Annotated in this window: 14 protein-coding genes; 4 read left to right on the top strand and 10 right to left on the bottom strand. The window is 58.2% G+C overall.

Annotated features, from left to right (window positions below; all coding sequences use genetic code 11):
- Positions 1-18 precede the first annotated feature (18 nt).
- The 4 genes from J2Z70_RS19470 to J2Z70_RS33905 all read right to left on the bottom strand — a co-directional run bounded on the left by J2Z70_RS19470 (position 19) and on the right by J2Z70_RS33905 (position 8,055).
- Positions 19-756: a glycosyltransferase family 2 protein gene (locus tag J2Z70_RS19470; protein WP_209875994.1), complete on the bottom strand. Its 738-nt coding sequence runs from the start codon at positions 754-756 to the stop codon at positions 19-21.
- Positions 753-1,745, bottom strand: a complete 993-nt coding sequence (locus J2Z70_RS19465; RefSeq protein ID WP_245368361.1) for a glycosyltransferase family 2 protein — start codon at positions 1,743-1,745, stop codon at positions 753-755. Before J2Z70_RS19465 ends, J2Z70_RS19470 begins: the two co-directional genes overlap by 4 nt.
- Positions 1,742-2,587 carry a glycosyltransferase family 2 protein gene (locus tag J2Z70_RS19460; protein ID WP_245368360.1) on the bottom strand — a complete coding sequence of 282 codons (846 nt, stop codon included), beginning with the start codon at positions 2,585-2,587 and terminating at the stop codon, positions 1,742-1,744. Before J2Z70_RS19460 ends, J2Z70_RS19465 begins: the two co-directional genes overlap by 4 nt.
- A gap of 353 nt (positions 2,588-2,940) precedes the next feature.
- Positions 2,941-8,055 carry a WIAG-tail domain gene (locus tag J2Z70_RS33905; RefSeq protein WP_209875990.1) on the bottom strand — a complete coding sequence of 1,705 codons (5,115 nt, stop codon included), beginning with the start codon at positions 8,053-8,055 and terminating at the stop codon, positions 2,941-2,943.
- A 220-nt stretch (positions 8,056-8,275) separates the two neighbouring features.
- Here J2Z70_RS33905 and J2Z70_RS19450 point away from each other — a divergent pair, with 220 nt between their 5' ends.
- Complete coding sequence (locus J2Z70_RS19450) at positions 8,276-9,373, top strand: YheC/YheD family endospore coat-associated protein (protein WP_209875988.1); 1,098 nt, start codon at positions 8,276-8,278, stop codon at positions 9,371-9,373.
- A 90-nt stretch (positions 9,374-9,463) separates the two neighbouring features.
- A complete protein-coding gene (asd, locus tag J2Z70_RS19445) occupies positions 9,464-10,255 on the top strand; it encodes an archaetidylserine decarboxylase (RefSeq protein ID WP_036727108.1) in 792 nt (263 codons plus the stop codon).
- Positions 10,256-10,428: 173 nt separating this feature from the next.
- On the opposite strand, the gene J2Z70_RS19440 is transcribed toward asd, so the two are convergent.
- The 3 genes from J2Z70_RS19440 to J2Z70_RS19430 all read right to left on the bottom strand — a co-directional run bounded on the left by J2Z70_RS19440 (position 10,429) and on the right by J2Z70_RS19430 (position 12,556).
- Positions 10,429-10,572 (bottom strand): DUF2569 family protein, encoded by a 144-nt coding sequence (locus tag J2Z70_RS19440; protein ID WP_342593033.1) that lies wholly within the window; start codon positions 10,570-10,572, stop codon positions 10,429-10,431.
- 36 nt (positions 10,573-10,608) lie between these two features.
- The gene (gpmA, locus tag J2Z70_RS19435; protein ID WP_209875984.1) at positions 10,609-11,358 is read right to left on the bottom strand and encodes a 2,3-diphosphoglycerate-dependent phosphoglycerate mutase; all 750 of its coding nucleotides are present in this window, start codon (positions 11,356-11,358) and stop codon (positions 10,609-10,611) included.
- 412 nt (positions 11,359-11,770) lie between these two features.
- A complete protein-coding gene (locus J2Z70_RS19430) occupies positions 11,771-12,556 on the bottom strand; it encodes a helix-turn-helix domain-containing protein (RefSeq protein ID WP_036727103.1) in 786 nt (261 codons plus the stop codon).
- Between the two features lie 224 nt (positions 12,557-12,780).
- Here J2Z70_RS19430 and J2Z70_RS19425 point away from each other — a divergent pair, with 224 nt between their 5' ends.
- Positions 12,781-14,082 (top strand): aminotransferase class I/II-fold pyridoxal phosphate-dependent enzyme, encoded by a 1,302-nt coding sequence (locus J2Z70_RS19425; RefSeq protein WP_209875982.1) that lies wholly within the window; start codon positions 12,781-12,783, stop codon positions 14,080-14,082.
- 152 nt (positions 14,083-14,234) lie between these two features.
- Positions 14,235-14,348, top strand: coding sequence for a YjcZ family sporulation protein (locus J2Z70_RS19420; protein WP_209875980.1), 114 nt, complete (start codon positions 14,235-14,237; stop codon positions 14,346-14,348).
- Between the two features lie 211 nt (positions 14,349-14,559).
- Here the strand turns inward: J2Z70_RS19420 and J2Z70_RS19415 are convergent, their stop codons facing one another.
- Genes J2Z70_RS19415 through J2Z70_RS19405 form a run of 3 tightly spaced genes read right to left on the bottom strand, consistent with a single transcriptional unit; the run spans position 14,560 to position 18,012 of the window.
- A complete protein-coding gene (locus tag J2Z70_RS19415; RefSeq protein WP_209875978.1) occupies positions 14,560-15,780 on the bottom strand; it encodes an ABC transporter permease in 1,221 nt (406 codons plus the stop codon).
- A 1-nt stretch (position 15,781) separates the two neighbouring features.
- A complete protein-coding gene (locus tag J2Z70_RS19410; protein ID WP_209875969.1) occupies positions 15,782-16,528 on the bottom strand; it encodes an ABC transporter ATP-binding protein in 747 nt (248 codons plus the stop codon).
- The gene (locus J2Z70_RS19405; protein ID WP_209875967.1) at positions 16,525-18,012 is read right to left on the bottom strand and encodes a DEAD/DEAH box helicase; all 1,488 of its coding nucleotides are present in this window, start codon (positions 18,010-18,012) and stop codon (positions 16,525-16,527) included. Before J2Z70_RS19405 ends, J2Z70_RS19410 begins: the two co-directional genes overlap by 4 nt.
- Between the last annotated feature and the right edge of the window lie 30 nt (positions 18,013-18,042).

Below are 18,042 nucleotides of genomic sequence, written 5' to 3'. Positions count from 1 at the left end.
TGCCTTCGGCCAGCGGCCTCAGATGAACTGCGCCGGGTCCACTTGCCACTTCTCTATAAAAAACCTGCGGTTGCGCTCCACCAGCTCCTGCAATGAGGCGGAATAGACCTCCTTGAAGCTGGCGCTGCCTTCATGATGAACCAGGCAATCTCCGGCAATCAGCAGCCGGTATCCCTTCAGCCGGGCACGGTAGCAGTAATCGTCATCCTCATAATGGCCCGGCGAGAATCGTTCATCGAGCAGGCCGATCGCGTCCATAAGCTGTCTTTTGAATAAAAAGCACAGACCTACAAGCCTTCGGGTCTCCACCCACTTCGCTGCATCAGGAATATTGGCCCGGAGCGCCTCGGCATGGAACCCTGCAATATCGGTATAGCCGGTCTGTACCTGCTGCCGTCCGCTGGCATAATTCGTCACCGGTCCGACAATTCCTATATCGGAGGCACTGTACAAAGCGCTCTTCAGATTATCCAGCCAGCCTTGCGACACAATGACGTCATTGTTCAGCAGCAGCAGCTCCTCCCCCGCAGCCAGCTGAAGCCCAATATTGCAGGCCAGCGGAAAACCGCGGTTCTCCGGGAGGGAAATGAACTTCAGCTTGCTGGCACGGCAATAGGCTTCGGTACCATCATCCGAGGCATTGTCCACTACAATAATCTCATAGGCTGACCGGGTATGCGCTCTGATCGATTCGACGCAGGAACGCAGCAGCCCAAGCCTGTTATACGTAGGAATAATAATGCTCGTCATTGTCATAACGCGTTCCTCCAGGCGGCAATCTGCCGGCGGTGCTCCAGCAAATTATCGGCCGACAGCTGCCCGCTGCTCTGCTGGTGGGCAATCACACAGACCAGGGCTTCCGCGTGATCACCGGCAATCAGCTGCTCCATAGCATTCCCGGCACCCGTGTTGCCCTGGCGCAGCCGGTTCTGCTTGATCACATTCACCCCTCCGGCCTTCTCCACCCGCAGGCGGCCCAGAATGGAGAGCGCCAGCGCCCGAGGCGGCACCATCAGCTCACGGTAGCCGATTCTCTCCAGCGCCCGGCGGGATAAGGCATGCGGAACCGCCGTCATGGAGCTTGCTCCAAGATCAGGGCGGCCCAGAACCTGATTCAGGTAGAGCTTGCAGCGAGTAACCGCATCACTTAGCCCGAAGGGCGGCAGCAGCGGATCAAGGTCATTGAGCGCCACATCCACCCCCCGGTCCACCGCAGCCACAAAAGAGGACAGCTGTCCGGCGGAGATCACCATATCGCCGTCCAGAAACAACAGGATATCTCCCCGGCTAAGCTTGGCGCCAAGAGAACGTCCCACATCATGTCCGGCAGATTCCGGAATGTACACTATACTTGCCTGAGCACATAGCCGGGTCCGCTGAAAGCTGCGGTCATTACATCCATTGAGCACAACAATAATTTCTTGCGGCTTCAGGCGTTCCACCTGCTCCAACAGCTTCGGCAACGTCTGCTCCTCATTCCTGGCCGAGATAATGACCGACAGCGAACCCTGAGATGCCGGCAGGGACAGGCCCCTACGCCCGGAAGCGGGCTTCCGCTTGGACCGGGAGAGGCCAGGGCCCGCCGCCGCAGGCTTGTTGCGGCGCTTCGCGGACCGCCGCTTAGCTGCGCCTCCACGCACTACTGCGCTGCGTCTGGCGGAGCGGCCTGTAGAGCCGCTGCTTCCAGGAGCAGTACGCCCCGCTGAAGACCGGCCGCTGACGGATACTTCCCGCGCTCCCATCATCTCACCATCTCCCTTCGCCGGATGCCGTCCCCGAAGCCAGCCCGGCCGCCCTTGCGTTCCAGCACCATTGCTACAGCATCCAGGTGGTCTCTGAGGATAGCCTCCTGCAGAAGATCACTGCCGCTGTGCTTCCGGCGGACCGCATTCATCCTGCCCACAGGCACGTTATGCACCGCCGTCACAACCAGACCCTCCAGTACTGCCTGCGCATGTGCGAGCGGCGGCCTCGACAGCAGACCGCTGCCCAGAACATCTAGCGCCCTGCGGCTAATCGCATGAGGAACGGCGGTCAAGGAGCAGCCCTTCAGCTCAGACCTTCCGAGCAGAAGATTCAGCACATGCTTGGATAACACCACCGGATGCGGAAATCTGCTGCGGACCGGGCCGGAATAATCATTCAAGGCCAGATCCGCTCCGCCGCTGACCGCGTTTACGAAGGGACGCAGCTGCGAGGCGGGGATCACCAGATCCCCGTCTGTGAACAGCAGAACCGCTCCCTTTGCCGCCTCCGCGCCTACGCTTCGCCCGACATCGTGTCCGAGCGGCTGTTCATACACAATTACGTTAGCTCCGCAGGAGCGCGCAATATCTGCGGTCTGATCCGCAGAACCGTTAACAATCACAATAACCTCACAGCGGGGATGAACGCCTCTGGCTCCGGCAATCACTGCGGCAATCGTCGCCGCCTCATTCATGGCCGGAATAATAACCGACACCTCAGGCTGCGGATGATTCACCGCAGGCGGCAGTGCAGCACGCCGTACCGGCCTTGCCACCGGCCGCCGTGTTGTCCGGGTTGCCCGCCGCCCCGTGCGGCGGGCAGATGCTCCTTTTCTTTTCATGCTCATCCACCTTCCTTCACAGAGCTGCTCCCGGGCTGAGGGTTACACCATAGTCTATGTATCCCGCCACCCCCGGTAACGGCAAGTGTCTCCCTGAGCGCAGATAATTGGACAAATGCCGCTATGCGCCTCCACCCGGCAATAGGCCACCACAGGAGAGCGCTTACAGGAGGAGGCACACTTCCGATCATCAGCAACAGGAGTATATTAAAGCAGCTACAACACTTCTCCCGGCCTCCCTGCTTGTACAATTAGCAGAAATGAATAGCGTGAAGCCTATAAATGCTGGCGTAATCATGCACAAAAGGCGCAACCCACGGCTGCGCCTCATGTACAATCTATTCTGCCCTCAATCAATCAAAAGCACGATGCTCCACAGCAGGTTTGACCAGCGGAGTGCCGAGCGCAATCCACGACAGCACGCCATAGAAATGCTGGGTCTCGCGCAGCCGTACCACCTCAATCGTCGCTCCTCCGCCCGTTCTGTTCTTAAGCGAGGCATGGAAGTACGGCTGGTTAGCCATGGCAACCAGCACATAGCCGGTATGGCCGAAGCTCTCGTCAAAAGAAACCGTCACCTCCACACTCTCCGCCTCACCATTGAACATGAACGCCGTCATCCCGAACTGCTGCAAAACCTCGCGGTTCCCGACACTCTGCACCGGATGGAAGGACAGATGCTCCGCATTGACTGATCCGGGCGCCAGATGATCCCCGTTCACTGCACCCTGAGCAATATGATGGCTCTGGATACTGTCTTCTTCCAGATGCCGGGACTGGACGGCAAAGGGAGCGATTTTGGCAGCCTTCACCGCCTCATCCTGCAGTTCAGTGCTGCCTACCGCACCTTCAGCCAGATGGCCGGTGCCGACGCTGTGAATCGCAAGCTTCGCTCCGTTCACACTATGGTCCGGGAGCAGCTCGGAGGTCAGCGCATCCCCGGCCAGATGCTCAAGGCCTATACTACCAGGACGGATATGGCGTCCGTCAACGATTCCGGGAGCCAGATGGCCGCCGTAAATGCTGCCCGGAGCCAGATGATTAGGCCCCACCGCTCCTGGCGCCAGCTTGCTGCTGTCTATGCTGCCCTCACCCAGCAGCTCGGAGGTCAGCGTGTTCTCGGCCAGATGCTCACGCCGGATGCTGCCCGTGCGGAGATGGCTGCTATCCACTGAATCAGGCGCCAGATGATCTCCGTTCACTACACCCTGAGCAATATGATGACTCTGGATGCTGTCTTCTTCCAGATGCCGGGACTGGACGGCAAAGGAAGCGATTTTGGCAGCCTTCACCGCCTCATCCTGCAGCTCAGTGCTGCCTACCGCACCTTCAGCCAAATTCCCGGTGCCGACGCTGTGAAGCGCAAGCTTTGCTCCGGTAACACTATGGTCCGGGAGCAGCTCGGAGGTCAGCGCATCCCCGGCCAGATGCTCGAGGCCTATACTACCAGGACGGATATGGCGTCCGTCAACGATTCCGGGAGCCAGATGGCCTCCGTAGATACTGCCCGGAGCCAGATGATTAGAGCCCACCGCTCCTGGCGCCAGCTTACTGCCGTCTATGCTGCCCTCACCCAGCAGCTCGGAGGTCAGCGTATTCTCGGCCAGATGCTCACGCTGGATGCTGCCCGCGCGGAGATGGCTGCTATCCACTGAATCAGGCGCCAGATGATCCCCGCTCACCGCATTCTGAACAATGTGGTAGCTCTGCACGCTGTCTTCTTCCAGATGCCGGGACTGAATGGCAAAGGAAGAGATTTTGGAACCATCCACCGCCTCATCCTGAAGCTCTGAGCTTCCCACTGCCCCTTCCGCCAGATGCCTGGTTCCAATGCTGTGAGGAGCAATCTTCCCCCCTGTAATACTGTCATCCTGCAAAAGCTCGGAGGTCCGGGCATCCTGGGCCAGATGCTCCAGGCCGATGCTGCCGGGACGGATATGACAGCTATCCACGGCTTCAGGCGCCAGGTGACCTCCGTAGATGCTGCCGGAAGCCAAATGGATAGAGCCCACAGAACCCGCGGCCAGCTTGCTTCCACTAATACTGCCATCCGGCAGCAGCTCCGCACTTCTAGTTTCCTCCGCGAGATGCGCCAGCCGGATAATTCCCGGCCCCAAATGGCGATCCCGGATTACTCCGCCTGCAAGATGTTCTGCGTTCACGCTCTGCGGCTGGAGATGCTGCGAACCCACTGCGCCTTCAACCAGCTTGCTTCCACCTATACTGCCATCCGGCAGCAGCTCTGCACTTCTGGTTTCCTCCGCGAGATGCGCCAGCCGGATAATTCCTGAGCCCAAGTGATGCTCCTGGATAGCTCTACCGGCAAGATGCTCTGCGTCCACGCTCTGCGGCTGAAGATGCTGCGAATCCACTGCGCCTTCGGCCAGCTTGCTTCCACCTATACTGCCATCCGGCAGCAGGTCCGCACTCTTCGTCTCCTCAGCCAGATGCGCCAGCCGGATAATCCCTGAGCCCAAATGACGCTCCTGAATTACTCTGTCTGCAAGATGCTCTGCGTCCACGCTCTGCGGCTGGAGATGCTGCGAATCCACTGCGCCTTCAGCCAGCTTGCTTCCACCTATACTGCCATCCGGCAGCAGCTCCGCACTCCTCGTTTCCTCAGCCAAATGCGTCAGGCGGATAATTCCCGCCCCGAGATGACGCTCCTGAATTACTCCGCCAGCAAGATGCTCTGCGTCCACACTCTGCGGCTGGAGATGCTGCGAATCCACTGCGCCTTCAGCCAGCTTACTTCCGCCTATGCAGCCATCCGGCAGCAGGTCCGCGCCCCGCGTATCGGAAGCCAGATGACTGAGCTGAATGCTGCCGGCGCGTATATGCCGGCTGCTTACTGCATCCGCAGCCAGGTGGCCGCCATACACACTGCCTGCAGCCAAATGGAAGGCCCCTACCACACCTGCCCCCAGCTTGCTGCCTGCGATGCTGCCATCCGGCAGAAGATCCGCGCTGCGTGTCTCTTTGGCCAGATGGGCCAGCGTAATCTCTCCGGCACCGATATGCCGGGCTTCCACCGCTGCCTGCGCCAAATGAACGGCCTGAACACTCGCTTCAGCCAAGTGAACCGACTCTACAGCACCCGCTGCCAGCTTCTCTGCGCCAATGCTTCCGTCGGGCAGCAGGTCTGCACTGCGGACCTCATCTGCCAGATGCGCCAGGCTAATGCCACCATCCGCGAGATGCCGCCCTTCCACTGAGGCCTCAGCCAGCTCGCTTCCGCCTACACTGCCAGGAGTGAGATGACGGGAAGCTACCGCCCCCTCGGCCAGCTTGGTGCCGCTGATGCTGCCATCCTGAATCTGGATCGATGAGACAGAGCTTGGAATAAGATGTCCGTTGCCGATCGACATCGGCCGGATATGTGCTCCGCCCACGCTGCCAGCCGCCAAATGTCTGCCTTGCACAGACGTATCCTTAAGCGAATCCGGGCCGACCGCGCCTGCCGACAGATGCTCAGTCTGCACTGCTGAGGATGCCAGCTTCTCCGCGCTTACACTGCCGTCCGCCAGCTTAATTGAAGTGACGGCCAGATCACCGAGTTTATCCGTTGAGACACTCTCCGGCGATAGCTTCAGCGAAGTGACGGCATAGTCGGCCAAATGATGTGGCTGTACAATCGCAGCAGTGAGATGGGCCTCCTTGACGGCACCGGAGGACAGCTTATCTGCCGTTACCGAACCGGATTGCAGCGCGGATGAAGTCACACTGCTGTCTCCCAGATGCCGGCGTTCGATGGCGCCGGATGCCAGATGACTGGCGTCTACAGCCTCCTCCTGCAGCACCCGCCCGCTGATGCTGCCATCCGCCAGGTGCTTCTCCTCCACGGCGCAGACCGCAATATGCTCACCGCTGACCGCTTCTTTTGCCAGAATCGTACTCCCGACCGCGCCCATGGCCAGCTTGGCGGTAATGATGCTGCCGTCCGCCAGCTTGGCTGCGGTAATACTCTGGGGGCTAATATGCTCTCCTGTAACGGATTCATACCCCAGTTGTTCTTCCGTAACTGCCCCTTTGGCCAGATGGCCGGTCAGGACGGAATGCTCCTGCAGCTGGGTAGAGCCTACAGATTCTGCAGCCAGATGAGAATTATCCACGGCTTCGCGCTGCAGATGAGCCGAAGTGACAGCCTGCGCGGCAATCTGCGCACTGCGCACGGCAGATTTCGCAATATGGCGCGTCATCACGGCTTCGTCAGCCAGCTTATGGGCGAGAATGCTCTGATCCGCAATTTTGGAAGAGGTGACCGCCTGCTCTATCAGCTGTGCAGTTCCTACCGCGCCGTCCGCCAGCTTCACAAAAGAAATGCTGCGGTCCGCCAGATGACGGCTGCCAACTTCACCTTCGGCAATATGGTCGGCATGGATGCTCTCCGGGTTAATGTGCTGGCTGCGGATAGCTTTCGCCGCGATCTGCCGGGACCCGGTTGCCCCATCTGCGAGATGCCCGCTCTCAATAATACCGGGCTGAAGCTGGTCCTTGCCGATCAGGCGCGCCGCCAGCTGTTCCCGTCCAATGGCACCCGGGGCCAGATGCCTCGCGGTAATGACGCCTTCCCCCACATGACGGCTCTCGATCACTGCATCACCCAGCTTGACACCGCTGATCTCGCCATCGGCAATTTTGTCGGCGGACACCGCTTCGTCAGCCAGCTTAGAGCGGTCAATACTGCCGTTACTGAGATGGCGGCTGTCAATACTGCTGCTGAGAATCTTCTCACCAGTCACTGCCCCATCATCCAGCAGCTCCGCTGTGATAATGAACTCACTGAGATGCCGGCTGCTGATGGCACCATCGGCAATATGTCCTCCGCTGATCATCCGGTCTGCCAGCTTCTCCGGACCGACGCTGCCATCCTTCAGCTTCTCGCCGCCGATGGAGTGATCCAGCAGCTTGCCCCCGCTGACACTGCTCTCCGCCAGATGCTCACCGGTAACGGACTCCGGCGCTATCTTCGAGGAGGTAACCGCCCGGTCCGCAAGGTTGATGCTCTGCACTGCATAGTCCTGCAGCCAGGGTGTGCCGATGATGCCATGCTTTAGCCTGGACCCGTCAATGGTCCGTGGAGCAATCTTGGCACCGGTGACGGCGCCATCGGACAGATCATCGGTGTATACGGGCTGCAGGCGTTCTTTTTCCGGTGGAGCTGTTACCTCCGCTTCTAGCAGGGCAGCAGGGCCTTCCTGCTGGCGCTCCTCTTCCGTCACCGTTCCCTGATTCCCCTCCGGTGCAGGCACAGTCTGCTGGAGCGGCGCGGTCACTTCCAGCATCTCCACCCCGCTCACCTGCAGGGCAAGGTCTTCCCCCTCTGCCACTTCCACCCATTCCAGTTCCTGGTTTTTTTGTGTTTTGGGACTGCTGTCCAACATGCTAAGTTCAGTCGTATCGGGATTATCCACGTAATAGAGCGGTCTTTTGGAACTGCGCTGCTGTTTTCGTTTGGGACTCTTCACAAGCAGTCTCCTCCTTCCATCTATTGTATCTTCTAGGCATCATATGCAGCAGCATGGGCGGATGACACCCTTCCCCTAGCCGGTAATCCAATCTTCTCCTTTCAAAAAAGGGCATCTGCCGCCGCGCATCCGTCCAACCCTTACGGGCACGTACATACATACAATGACAGGAGACATAAAAACAGCCGGGAAGTACTTCAAGATAACAGGAGGAACGAACATGGGGCAAAAGCTCGTTGGGATACTGCTAAATGCCGCTATGCACGGGGGCGTTCCCCGGTTAAAAACCGGACAGGAATCTCTGGCCAACTATGAAGAGGCCGCCGCTGCATACGGATTAACCCCTTGCTTTGTGAAGCTGTCCGACATCGACGTAGCGTCCGGCTTCAGCAGTGTCTATATGAAGAAAGGTCTGCAAGGCTACCGCAGACAAATCGTCCCTACGCCGGAGGTCATCCACAACCGGGCAATCTATGATCCCCGCAGCACTGGAGTCGAGCGCCTGCTCCGGCAAGGAATTCAGGTCTATAACAGCTGCAACCGCTACGGCAAGGATCAGATTCACGGCCTGCTGGAGCGCAGCCGCGAACTGCAAGCTTATCTGCCGGTCACTGCAAGCGGACTCTCCGGCCTGAGGGAGATGATGAACCGCTACCCGGATCTGATCCTCAAGCCTTGCCGGGGCAGCGTGGGTAACGGCGTGATGCGGCTCACCCGCAGCGGCGAAGGGCGCTGGCTCTGGAGCTACTCTCTCTCTGGCTCAAGACGCAAGGTTAGCAGATCCGTTAACCCGGACGCCCTTCCCCGTGTCCTCCGCGCCCGGCTCTCTTCTGTGCCCTATCTGGTCCAGGAACGGATTCCGCTGGCAGAGATTAACGGACGCCCCTTTGACCTGCGTGTTACGGTACAGCGGGGCTGGGGCGGAGCGTGGCAGGTCACCGGCCTGTTCGCCAAGCTCGCCGCTCCAGGCGGCTTTGTATCGAACATTGCCAGAGGAGGCGAAGCCCTGAAATCCTCTTTTGCCCTGGAGCAGGCATTCCCTGGAGAAGAGGCAGCCAGAATCCGTATGTCCGTCCTCTCACTCAGTCTCGCCCTCGCCCGTGAGCTGGAGAAGAGTCTGCCGGGGCTGGCCGATATCGGTCTGGACATCGGTGTCACGAAGCACGGACAGCTGTATTTCATTGAATGCAACGGGCGCGACCAGCGTTACGGCTTCCAGAAGGCCGGACTGCGCGGGGTATGGAAAGACAGCTACCGCCAGCCTATGGGCTATGCCAGATATCTGTACGAAGAAGCATTAAGAATGAACTCTTATTGATTTGTCTCCTATTCTATGTCAATATAATGCAGAGCGGGTGGAGTCCCTTGGCACAGGATAACACTGCTGCATGATGGAAGGGAGATGGGCATGGTTAAACAATTGCTGCGGCTGATGACCGAGCTATCCTCGCACAGATGGCTTTCCAGGTTGATGGGGGCTTTATCCCACAGCAGACTCAGCCGCCTTATGATTCCGGTATTTATTCGTTCCTATCAGATTCCTGCCGCCGAGGCGGAGAAGGCTGCCGGAGAATACCGTACACTGAATGAATTCTTCAGCCGCCGCCTGAAGCCGGGAATGCGCCCGGTGGCCAGCGGTGAGCATGCCGTAGCCAGTCCTGTAGATGCGATGATTACGGCAATGGGCGAAATCAACTGCGGCACGATAATGAATGTGAAGGGGCAGGATTATACGCTGGAGGATTTGCTTAATCACTCGCCACACCTCGAACTGTACAAGAAAGGCTATTATTTCGTTCTCTACTTAAGCCCTACCGATTATCACCGGATTCACTCCCCGTTAACCGGACAGCTGAGGGAGAGCGATTATATCCGCGGACGGGCTTACCCCGTGAATGATTTCGGCATGCGCCATATGAAGAGTGTCCTGAGCCGTAACGAACGGCTGATTACTTATATAGCCGGCAGCTATGGCGAGACCGCCGTGGTCAAGGTAGGCGCAATGAATGTGAGCAGTATCCGCTACACCGATGAGGCAGCCAGAGAATGGCAGCGCGGCGACGACCTGGCATATTTCGAATTCGGTTCCACGGTAGTCCTGCTGATGGAGAGCGGCACCTTCACCCCGCGCCCCGGGCTGGCCCCGGATACGAAGGTGAAGATGGGCGAGCTGCTGGGAGAGATGCGGCGGCCGGTCTAGTTCTGCCGGACCTGATCCTGCACGAACGTCACAACTGATAATAGGACAGGATTACACTTTCCGCACAGCACAAAACCCGCCTAAGGACACGAATTTGTGTACCTTGGACGGGTTTTTTTGAACTCTAAATGAAGCTTCCGGATTAGCGCATAGGTTGCGTTCGCCAGGCTTTTTTACCGGATAAAGGTGTATCTTACGCGCTCCGATTTCCGGAAGTAGGCTGTCCATATCACACAGGTGAATAACGCTCTAATCAGATCACGCATACTGCTTCCATCCTCCAGCTCACTGGCAACAGGAATATTCATCACGAGCACATAATCAATGCTAAGCTGGGCACAGCGCCGCTCCGGTTACTCCGTAACCTTACTCTGATTCGCCACCTCGCGGGCTTTCTGCTGCACCTCTTCCGGTTCACCGAGGTAGAAGCGGCTGATCGGCTTCACATCGTCGTCGAGCTTGTAGACCAGCGGAACGCCGGTCGGGATATTGAGATCCAGCAGCGCGGTCTCGTCGATATCCTCCATATACTTGATCAGGGCCCGCAGCGTGTTGCCGTGCGCCGAGATCAGAACCCGCTCCTTCTTGCGGATGAGCGGCACAATCCGGTTGGTCCAGAAATCTCCAACCCGGTGCACGGTATCCTCCAGGCTCTCGCCGCGCGGGATGTCACCCGGACGCACTTCCTTGTAGCGGATATCATGTCTGGCATAACGCGGATCATCCGGCTTCAGCATCGGAGGGCGGACCGAGAGGCTGCGCCGCCAGATATGGAGCTGCTCCTCACCGTATTGAAGGGCGGTTTCACTTTTGCTGAGGCCCTGCAATGCACCGTAATGGCGCTCATTGAGCTTCCAGGATTTCTGCACCGGAATCCACAGGAGATCCATCTCATCCAGGATATAGTTCAGCGTCTTGATCGAACGCTTCAGCACCGAGGCGAATGCCAGATCGAAGGTATATCCGGCATCCTTCAGCAGCTTGCCCGCCTTCTTCGCCTCTTCAACACCCTTCTCCGTCAGATCAGGATCACTCCAGCCCGTAAACAGATTCTGCCGGTTGTATTCACTCTCTCCATGCCGTATCAGGACTATTTCGTACATAAGTATTCTCCTTCTCCCGTGTATATTTTGCTGTGCTTCCCTTTATTTTGTCACAGCGCAGTGTCCGCTTCAACTTCAGGCCTGCCTTGCGGACTGGGGGGCCGCTATTTCAGCTATTCTGCCAGATCACGCAGGGCAAGCGGACTCAGATGCTCTTAAGTTAGCCCATACGCCTACATTTCGGCCCCAATCTGCATAATAACGGCCCCTGAGTCCGCAGCGGGCAGAATAAGTGCCTTTTTCGCAAATTAAGGTCCTCACGGTCCGCATAGCACGGATGGCACGCACAGCACACATGGCACACATGGCACACACGCATGGCACACATGGCACACATAGCACACATGGCACGCATGGCACATCTAGCACCCGAAGTACCTATAACACACTCAGCACGATACATCCCGCCGCTTCAGCGAATCTCCGATGGGCTCTTCCCGGTATGCTGTTTGAACTGGCGGCTGAAAAAGAAGATGTCCCGGTAGCCGAGCGCATCCGCCACCTCCGTGACGTTCATGCCCGCATACAGCAGCAGATGCTGAGCCCGTTCGATCCGTGCGCGAATCACATAGGACTGGACCGAGGAGCCGGTGATCTCCTTGAACTTGATCGAGAAATAACGCGGGGACAGCCCTGCACGGGCGGCCAGATCCTCTACCCGGTGCGCCGCCCCGGGATGCTGGCTGACATAGTTGGCGACCTCGTGGATCACCTCCGCCAGCTGGTTGCTGACATGGCGCTCGACCGGCCTTGCCTGATCCTGCCGCAGCAGATGAATCATGAGCTGCTTCAGAATCAGACGGCCCTCCTCCTCCGCAGCGTAGGTCTGCACCAGGAACAGCCGGACATAACGGGCCAGCAGATGCTCGAATTCCACCGTCTCACTTAGCTCGTGGTAGAACGCCGGCACCTCGGTCACCTCTTCGGCAACATCGAAATGAATATATGTAAGCACAAGCGGCTTTTGCGGATTATGTGTGGCGCTGGTATAATCCCCCGGGCGGAACAGGAAGCAGCTTCCCTTCCCTACCTGATAGGGCACTCCTCCGCGCACAACAGTCCCCTCCCCGCTCCAGACGTAGAATAAATCGTAATTTTGCAGCGGCTTCTCTCTTTTTTGCCACTTCCAGCCCGGTTCACAGACAATCTTCGCCAGAGCCGGGAGGATTACAAAAGAGGATGGCGATGCATGCAGCATATGATTCCCTCCTATAGATATAGCGTAAGCTTACTTTTCATAATACCTTGTCCGGTTCCCATTTGTACATCTTCTGGGCTGCGCATGGGGACGGGACGCCGCTTCGTTTCCAAAACTATTTATGAAAACGCAGCATTCCTAAGTGACGGGGGCAATCCACGGTGTTATAATGTTAGGCAATGTTAGCGTATATATCCCAGAAGAATACCGGAAGGATGAAACTGATGAATCCACTGGCTGGACAATTGAATGACAGCATCAAGGCAGGCAATGAACATGTGTACAATATGCTCTCTGGTCTCGGTAAAGCGATTTATTTTCCCAAAGAGGGGATTCTGAGCCAATCCGCAGAGGCAACGGCTCATGCTAAAAAGTATAACGCCACCATCGGCATTGCTACCGAGAACGGGTTGCCGATGCACCTTGGCGTAATCCAGGATAAGCTCTCCGCCTTCAGCCCCAAGGACCTGTACAGCTATGCACCTCCAGCAGGCAAGCCTGAGCTTCGCTCTGTCTGGCGGGAGAAGATGCTGCGGGAGAATCCGTCGCTTGAAGGCAAGTCCTTCAGTAATCCAATCGTCACGAATGCGCTGACCCACGGGCTTAGCATCGTTGCCGATCTGTTCGCAGAGCAAGGGGATGCCGTCATTTATCCGGACAAAAACTGGGAGAATTACGAGCTGACCTTCGGCATCCGCCGCCAGACTGAAACCGTGAATTACCCGCTCTTCACGGAGGACATGAGCTTCAACAGCGAAGGGCTGCTGGATGCCCTGCTGGCCCAGAAGGACCGCGGCAAAGCCATCGTCCTCCTTAACTTCCCGAATAATCCAACCGGATATACGCCAGGCCTTGCAGAAGGCGAGGCCATTGTTGCCGCTATCCTGCGTGCTGCCGAAGAAGGCGTTAATGTGGTAGTGGTCAGCGATGACGCTTATTTCGGACTTTTTTTCGAGGATTCACTCAAGGAATCCCTGTTCGGCAAGCTGGCGAATCTGCATCCGCGCGTGCTGGCGGTCAAGATTGACGGAGCCACCAAAGAAGAATTCGTCTGGGGCTTCCGCGTCGGCTTCATCACCTACGCTTCGGAGAACAAGGAGCTGCTGGCTGCGCTGGAACAAAAAACCCTGGGCATTATCCGGGCCACCATCTCCAGCGGCGCGCATCCGTCGCAGACCTTCGTGCTGGACGCGCTGAAGGCGCCGGAATTCTCAGCCCAGAAGGAAGAGAAATTCCTCATCATGAAAGGCCGGGCCAACAAAGTGAAGGCACTGCTGGACAGCGGTAAATACGGCGATGATGTATGGACGTATTATCCGTTCAACTCCGGTTACTTCATGTGCCTGAAGCTCTTTACTGTCTCTGCGGAGGATCTGCGGCTTCACCTGATTCACACCTACGGCCTGGGCACCATCGCCCTTGGCGAGAGCGACCTGCGCATTGCCTTTTCCTGTATCGAGGAGGATCAGCTGGAAGATCTGTTCGATCTGGTCTATGCGGGCATCCGTGATTTGGAGAAGGCCTGATCATCCGCCTGTGCATACCTGCGTCAGCCCCGGAAGGCCGGGGCTGATTTTTTTGTCCGGTGCTACGGCATTGGCCTATACACGTTCTGCCCTCCGCACATACAATACGATGTACTCAAGTACAACAACTCACACGCGAAAGGGGAATGAACATGAGCGAAGAAGTTAGAGGCGGATACGGATACGGCGGCGGGTTCACAAGCACTGGAGCGATCCTGGTTCTCTTTATCCTGCTGGTCATCATCAGCCGTTCACTCTTTGTCTAACAGGGAGTGAGTCCCCTGGAGGGAGCTGCGTGCTCTCTCCGATCCACGTGTTATAGCATTCCCTGCTCCACCTGATATGAAGAGGGAATTCCCTTTTATACATTCTTATCTTCTAAAAATGGCCCCAGACTCCGCATCCGCGAGAGTCTGAGGCCATTTGTGATAAGCACACCCGCTTGCGGGTACGCCTTGTCGGCTGCTGCAATCTGTTCTACAGGTCGTCTTCATCCATACGCGCTTCCTTGCGGGTGGAGTTGGCCTTGAACAGATACGCCAGCAGGAATCCGCAGGCGAAGGTCGCCAGCACTTCCAGCGGGCGCTGCCCTAACTGAAGCAGGAGCGGCAATCCGGTCAGCAGCGCCAGGACCAGATGGGCCCGGAATACAAACTGGATCGTTCCCTTGCCCTTGCTGCCCTCCGGCAGCGGGTAGACGGTCAGCCAGAACGATTCGCTGTGCAGCTTGCGCAGCGCCGTCAGCTGAATGCCCATCAGGAAGAGGAAGAATACATAGATGCCGCTGCCGAGATAGCTGTCCTTCATCATCCACACCAGGAACAGATCCAGCACAGCCATCCGCAGGACGATGCCGAAGACGTCACCCCGGGCGAAGCTTTTGGTCAAGAGGAACCGGTAGGCTGAATCCCGCTGCCAACTCAGGCCGCTGCCCCAACGTGACAGATAACGGCGGGCATAGACCCGCTGCTCGCGTCCCGGAACATCGACGAACCAGCTGAGGACCATCAGCGCCCGGGTCCCCTGGTTCTTCTCCATGGTGATCAGGCGTTCCCACGGAACAGCATGCCGTCCGGGAACGGCCAGCGCGGCCGCATAGGCTGCGGCCAGAATCAGGATGAAGATCAGGGCGCGCATGGACGGCTGCCATAGCCATGCCCCGACCATTAGACCGCCGACCGCCCAGCGCAGCAGGTTATAGCCAGCCGCAGCGGGGCGGGAGAGCATCGCCGTCTCCCGCCATAACCCGTAGCTGGATAACAGCTTGACCAGAATGAGCACCAGCAGGGTAGCCAGCAGCCCCCGGGGTGACTCCTCGGTGCGTATGTACAGCGGCCATAATGTAATGAGGATAAAGGCCAGGCGCAGAATCTTCCACACATTGCCGCTGACCCAGGACGGGGCGAAATACTCTCTCATCCGGTGGCCCTGCGGCAGCAGGAAGATCGTATCCGGGGTCTGCAGATACGTCCGGAAGCTGCTGTGCACCGCCGCAGGCACCAGCAGGACGAACATAATCCAGCGGATCGGTACGCCAGGCGGAATATCGCGCAGCAGCGCTGTATACCAAGCGGAGAACATAATCAATACCAGCAGGAATACCATGGCTACCCCGCTCTGAATGATATATCCGACATAAGGAATCAGGCTGCCTGTGAACCGGCTGCGCCGCTGCCGGCGCAGCTCCTTCAAATCCATATCATTTCCCTCCTTGAACCAGCTCGTAGAACAGCTGCTCCAAATTCAAGCCCTGCCGCCCGGCCTTCGCGGTCATCTCGGCGAGGGTTCCCTCCGCGATCACCTTACCGCCGTGCAGCACAATGAACCGGTCACAATAGTTCTCGATCGTGGAGAGGATATGCGAGCTGAGCAGAATTGAAGCTCCGGACTTCTTCAGGTCCAGCATGAAATCCAGCAGGGAGCGGATACCCAGCGGGTCAAGGCCGAGGAACGGCTCGTCGATGACATACAGGGCCGGGCGCGCTACGAACGCGCACATAATCATCACCTTCTGCTTCATACCTTTGGACAGATGGGAGGACAAGGTATCCATCTTGTCCTCCATATTGAAGAGTGCAGCCAGCTGGCTGGTGCGTGATTCATAATCACTGCGTTCCACACCATACGCTCTGGCAGTGAATTCCACATGCTCACGAACCGTCATTTCCTCATAGAGCAGAGGGGACTCCGGCACGAAGGACAACGCACTGTGGTAGCTCTCGGGATCGCTGCTGCGCGTCTTCCCTTGTACCGTAATCTCACCCTTATGCGGGGACATCAGCCCCAGGATATGCTTCATGGTGGTGCTTTTGCCCGCACCGTTCAGTCCGATTAACCCAACCATCTCACCGGGCTGCACCTGCAGGCCGATGTCATGCAGCACCGGCTTGTTCAGGCTGTAGCCTCCGCTGAGGCCCGTAATTTCCAATACGGAAGCTGTATTCATTGACCGTCACCTCTCGGGGTTTTGTTCTTGAGCCATTTCGGGGCTCCCTTATTCTTGCGGTTCTTATCCCGCTCCGCCTGGCTGCGGGCCTTGCCCCCGGGCCCCGCCGCGCTGCGCGTGCCGGCGCTCACTCCCGGCCGGTGCTGCTCGCGCCGCGCCGTAACGCCACTGCCGCCAGCCGCTGCGCCCGGCTGGCCTGCCGGCGCGTCGCCGCCCGTCCCTCCGGCTGCTGTTCCAGCCGCCGAGGTCCGCACCTGCGGCTTGCCGGTGCGCGCTGCAATGCCGCCGCGCGGGGCAACGCTTTCGCGGCGGGCGTTCCCGCCCCCGCCGCCTAAATCACTGCGCTCGCCTTCCGCCAGCGCCTTGCCGAAGGCCATGGCCCGCTCGTCCAGCTGGATATCCAGCTCGCGGGCGAATTTGCGCATGATGAACGTCTGCTGCTCCGTAACGATCGTTACGGATAAGCCGCGTTTGCCCATGCGCCCGGTCCGTCCGGCACGGTGGACATAGTGCTCAGAGTCAAAGGCCGGATCGAAGCTGACGACAAGCGTCAGATTCTCAATGTCCAGGCCCCGTGCCGCTACGTCACTGGCGACCAGCACCTTGAGCTTGCCGTCCCGGAAGCGGGTCAGCACGTTTGCGCGCGTCACCTTGTCCGCATCTCCATAGAGCGCAGCAGCCGGAAGCCCCAGATGGTTCAGCTTCGCGGTCACCTCTGCGATATCGTCTGTAGCGTTCACGAACACAATCGCCCGCTCCGGCTTGTAGTGGCGGATGACCCGGCGCAGCATATCGATCTTGTTCCGCTCCTCGCACACCACATAGTGATGCTCCAGGCTCGCTGCGGTCATCATCTCCGGATCAATGCCCACCTCCGCCGGATTCTTCATTTCCCGGTTCGCCAGCAGACGGGTCTCCGGTCCAATGGTGGCTGACAGCATGACCAGCTGCCGCGTACGCAGCGCACTGCTGACGATCTTCGTCACTTCGCCTGCACCGCTAAGCTGGAACATCTGATCTGCCTCATCGAGAATAATCGTGCTCACCTCGTGCATCTTGAGCTTGCGCAGCCCGATCAGCTCACGTATGCGTCCCGGGGTGCCTACCACCAGATGCGGATGCTCCCGCAGCTTGTCAATCTGGCGCTTGATCGCCGCCCCGCCGATCAGTCCCATGGCCCGGATGCCCCGGTGTGCCCCGTAGCGCTCCGCTTCACGGAGAATTTGCATCGCCAGCTCCTGGGTTGGGGCCAGCACCAGCTTTTGCACCGATTTCGAGTCCGGGTTAATCCCTTGCAGCAGCGGCAGCAGATAAGCCAGTGTCTTGCCTGTTCCTGTCTGGGATGCGGCCAGAACATCTCTTCCTTCCAGCAGAAGCGGAATCGTCTGCTCCTGTACAGGGGATGGTTCGGTGATGCCGAATTCAGACAATCGGGCAGCAAGGTCTTCCTGGATGCCGATAGCCGCAAAAGAAGCTTTATTCATAATAGGGTTTCATCCTTTTCACTTAAGATA

Source organism: Paenibacillus silagei, assembly GCF_017874735.1.
In the GTDB taxonomy this organism is placed as follows: Bacteria; Bacillota; Bacilli; order Paenibacillales; family Paenibacillaceae; genus Paenibacillus_AQ; species Paenibacillus_AQ silagei.
The sequence above is the reverse complement of the archived record's forward strand: the minus strand, read 5'-3'. Positions and strand labels throughout refer to the sequence as shown.

Coding starts and splice junctions, on each gene's coding strand:
- J2Z70_RS19465 (WP_245368361.1), bottom strand. CDS start 1,745: ATGATGGGAGCGCGGGAAGTATCCGTCAGCGGCCGGTCTTCAGCGGGG.
- J2Z70_RS19425 (WP_209875982.1), top strand. CDS start 12,781: ATGAATCCACTGGCTGGACAATTGAATGACAGCATCAAGGCAGGCAAT.
- gpmA (WP_209875984.1), bottom strand. CDS start 11,358: ATGTACGAAATAGTCCTGATACGGCATGGAGAGAGTGAATACAACCGG.
- J2Z70_RS19420 (WP_209875980.1), top strand. CDS start 14,235: ATGAGCGAAGAAGTTAGAGGCGGATACGGATACGGCGGCGGGTTCACA.
- J2Z70_RS19470 (WP_209875994.1), bottom strand. CDS start 756: ATGACAATGACGAGCATTATTATTCCTACGTATAACAGGCTTGGGCTG.
- J2Z70_RS19415 (WP_209875978.1), bottom strand. CDS start 15,780: ATGGATTTGAAGGAGCTGCGCCGGCAGCGGCGCAGCCGGTTCACAGGC.
- J2Z70_RS19410 (WP_209875969.1), bottom strand. CDS start 16,528: ATGAATACAGCTTCCGTATTGGAAATTACGGGCCTCAGCGGAGGCTAC.
- asd (WP_036727108.1), top strand. CDS start 9,464: ATGGTTAAACAATTGCTGCGGCTGATGACCGAGCTATCCTCGCACAGA.
- J2Z70_RS19450 (WP_209875988.1), top strand. CDS start 8,276: ATGGGGCAAAAGCTCGTTGGGATACTGCTAAATGCCGCTATGCACGGG.
- J2Z70_RS19430 (WP_036727103.1), bottom strand. CDS start 12,556: ATGCTGCATGCATCGCCATCCTCTTTTGTAATCCTCCCGGCTCTGGCG.
- J2Z70_RS19460 (WP_245368360.1), bottom strand. CDS start 2,587: ATGAAAAGAAAAGGAGCATCTGCCCGCCGCACGGGGCGGCGGGCAACC.
- J2Z70_RS19405 (WP_209875967.1), bottom strand. CDS start 18,012: ATGAATAAAGCTTCTTTTGCGGCTATCGGCATCCAGGAAGACCTTGCT.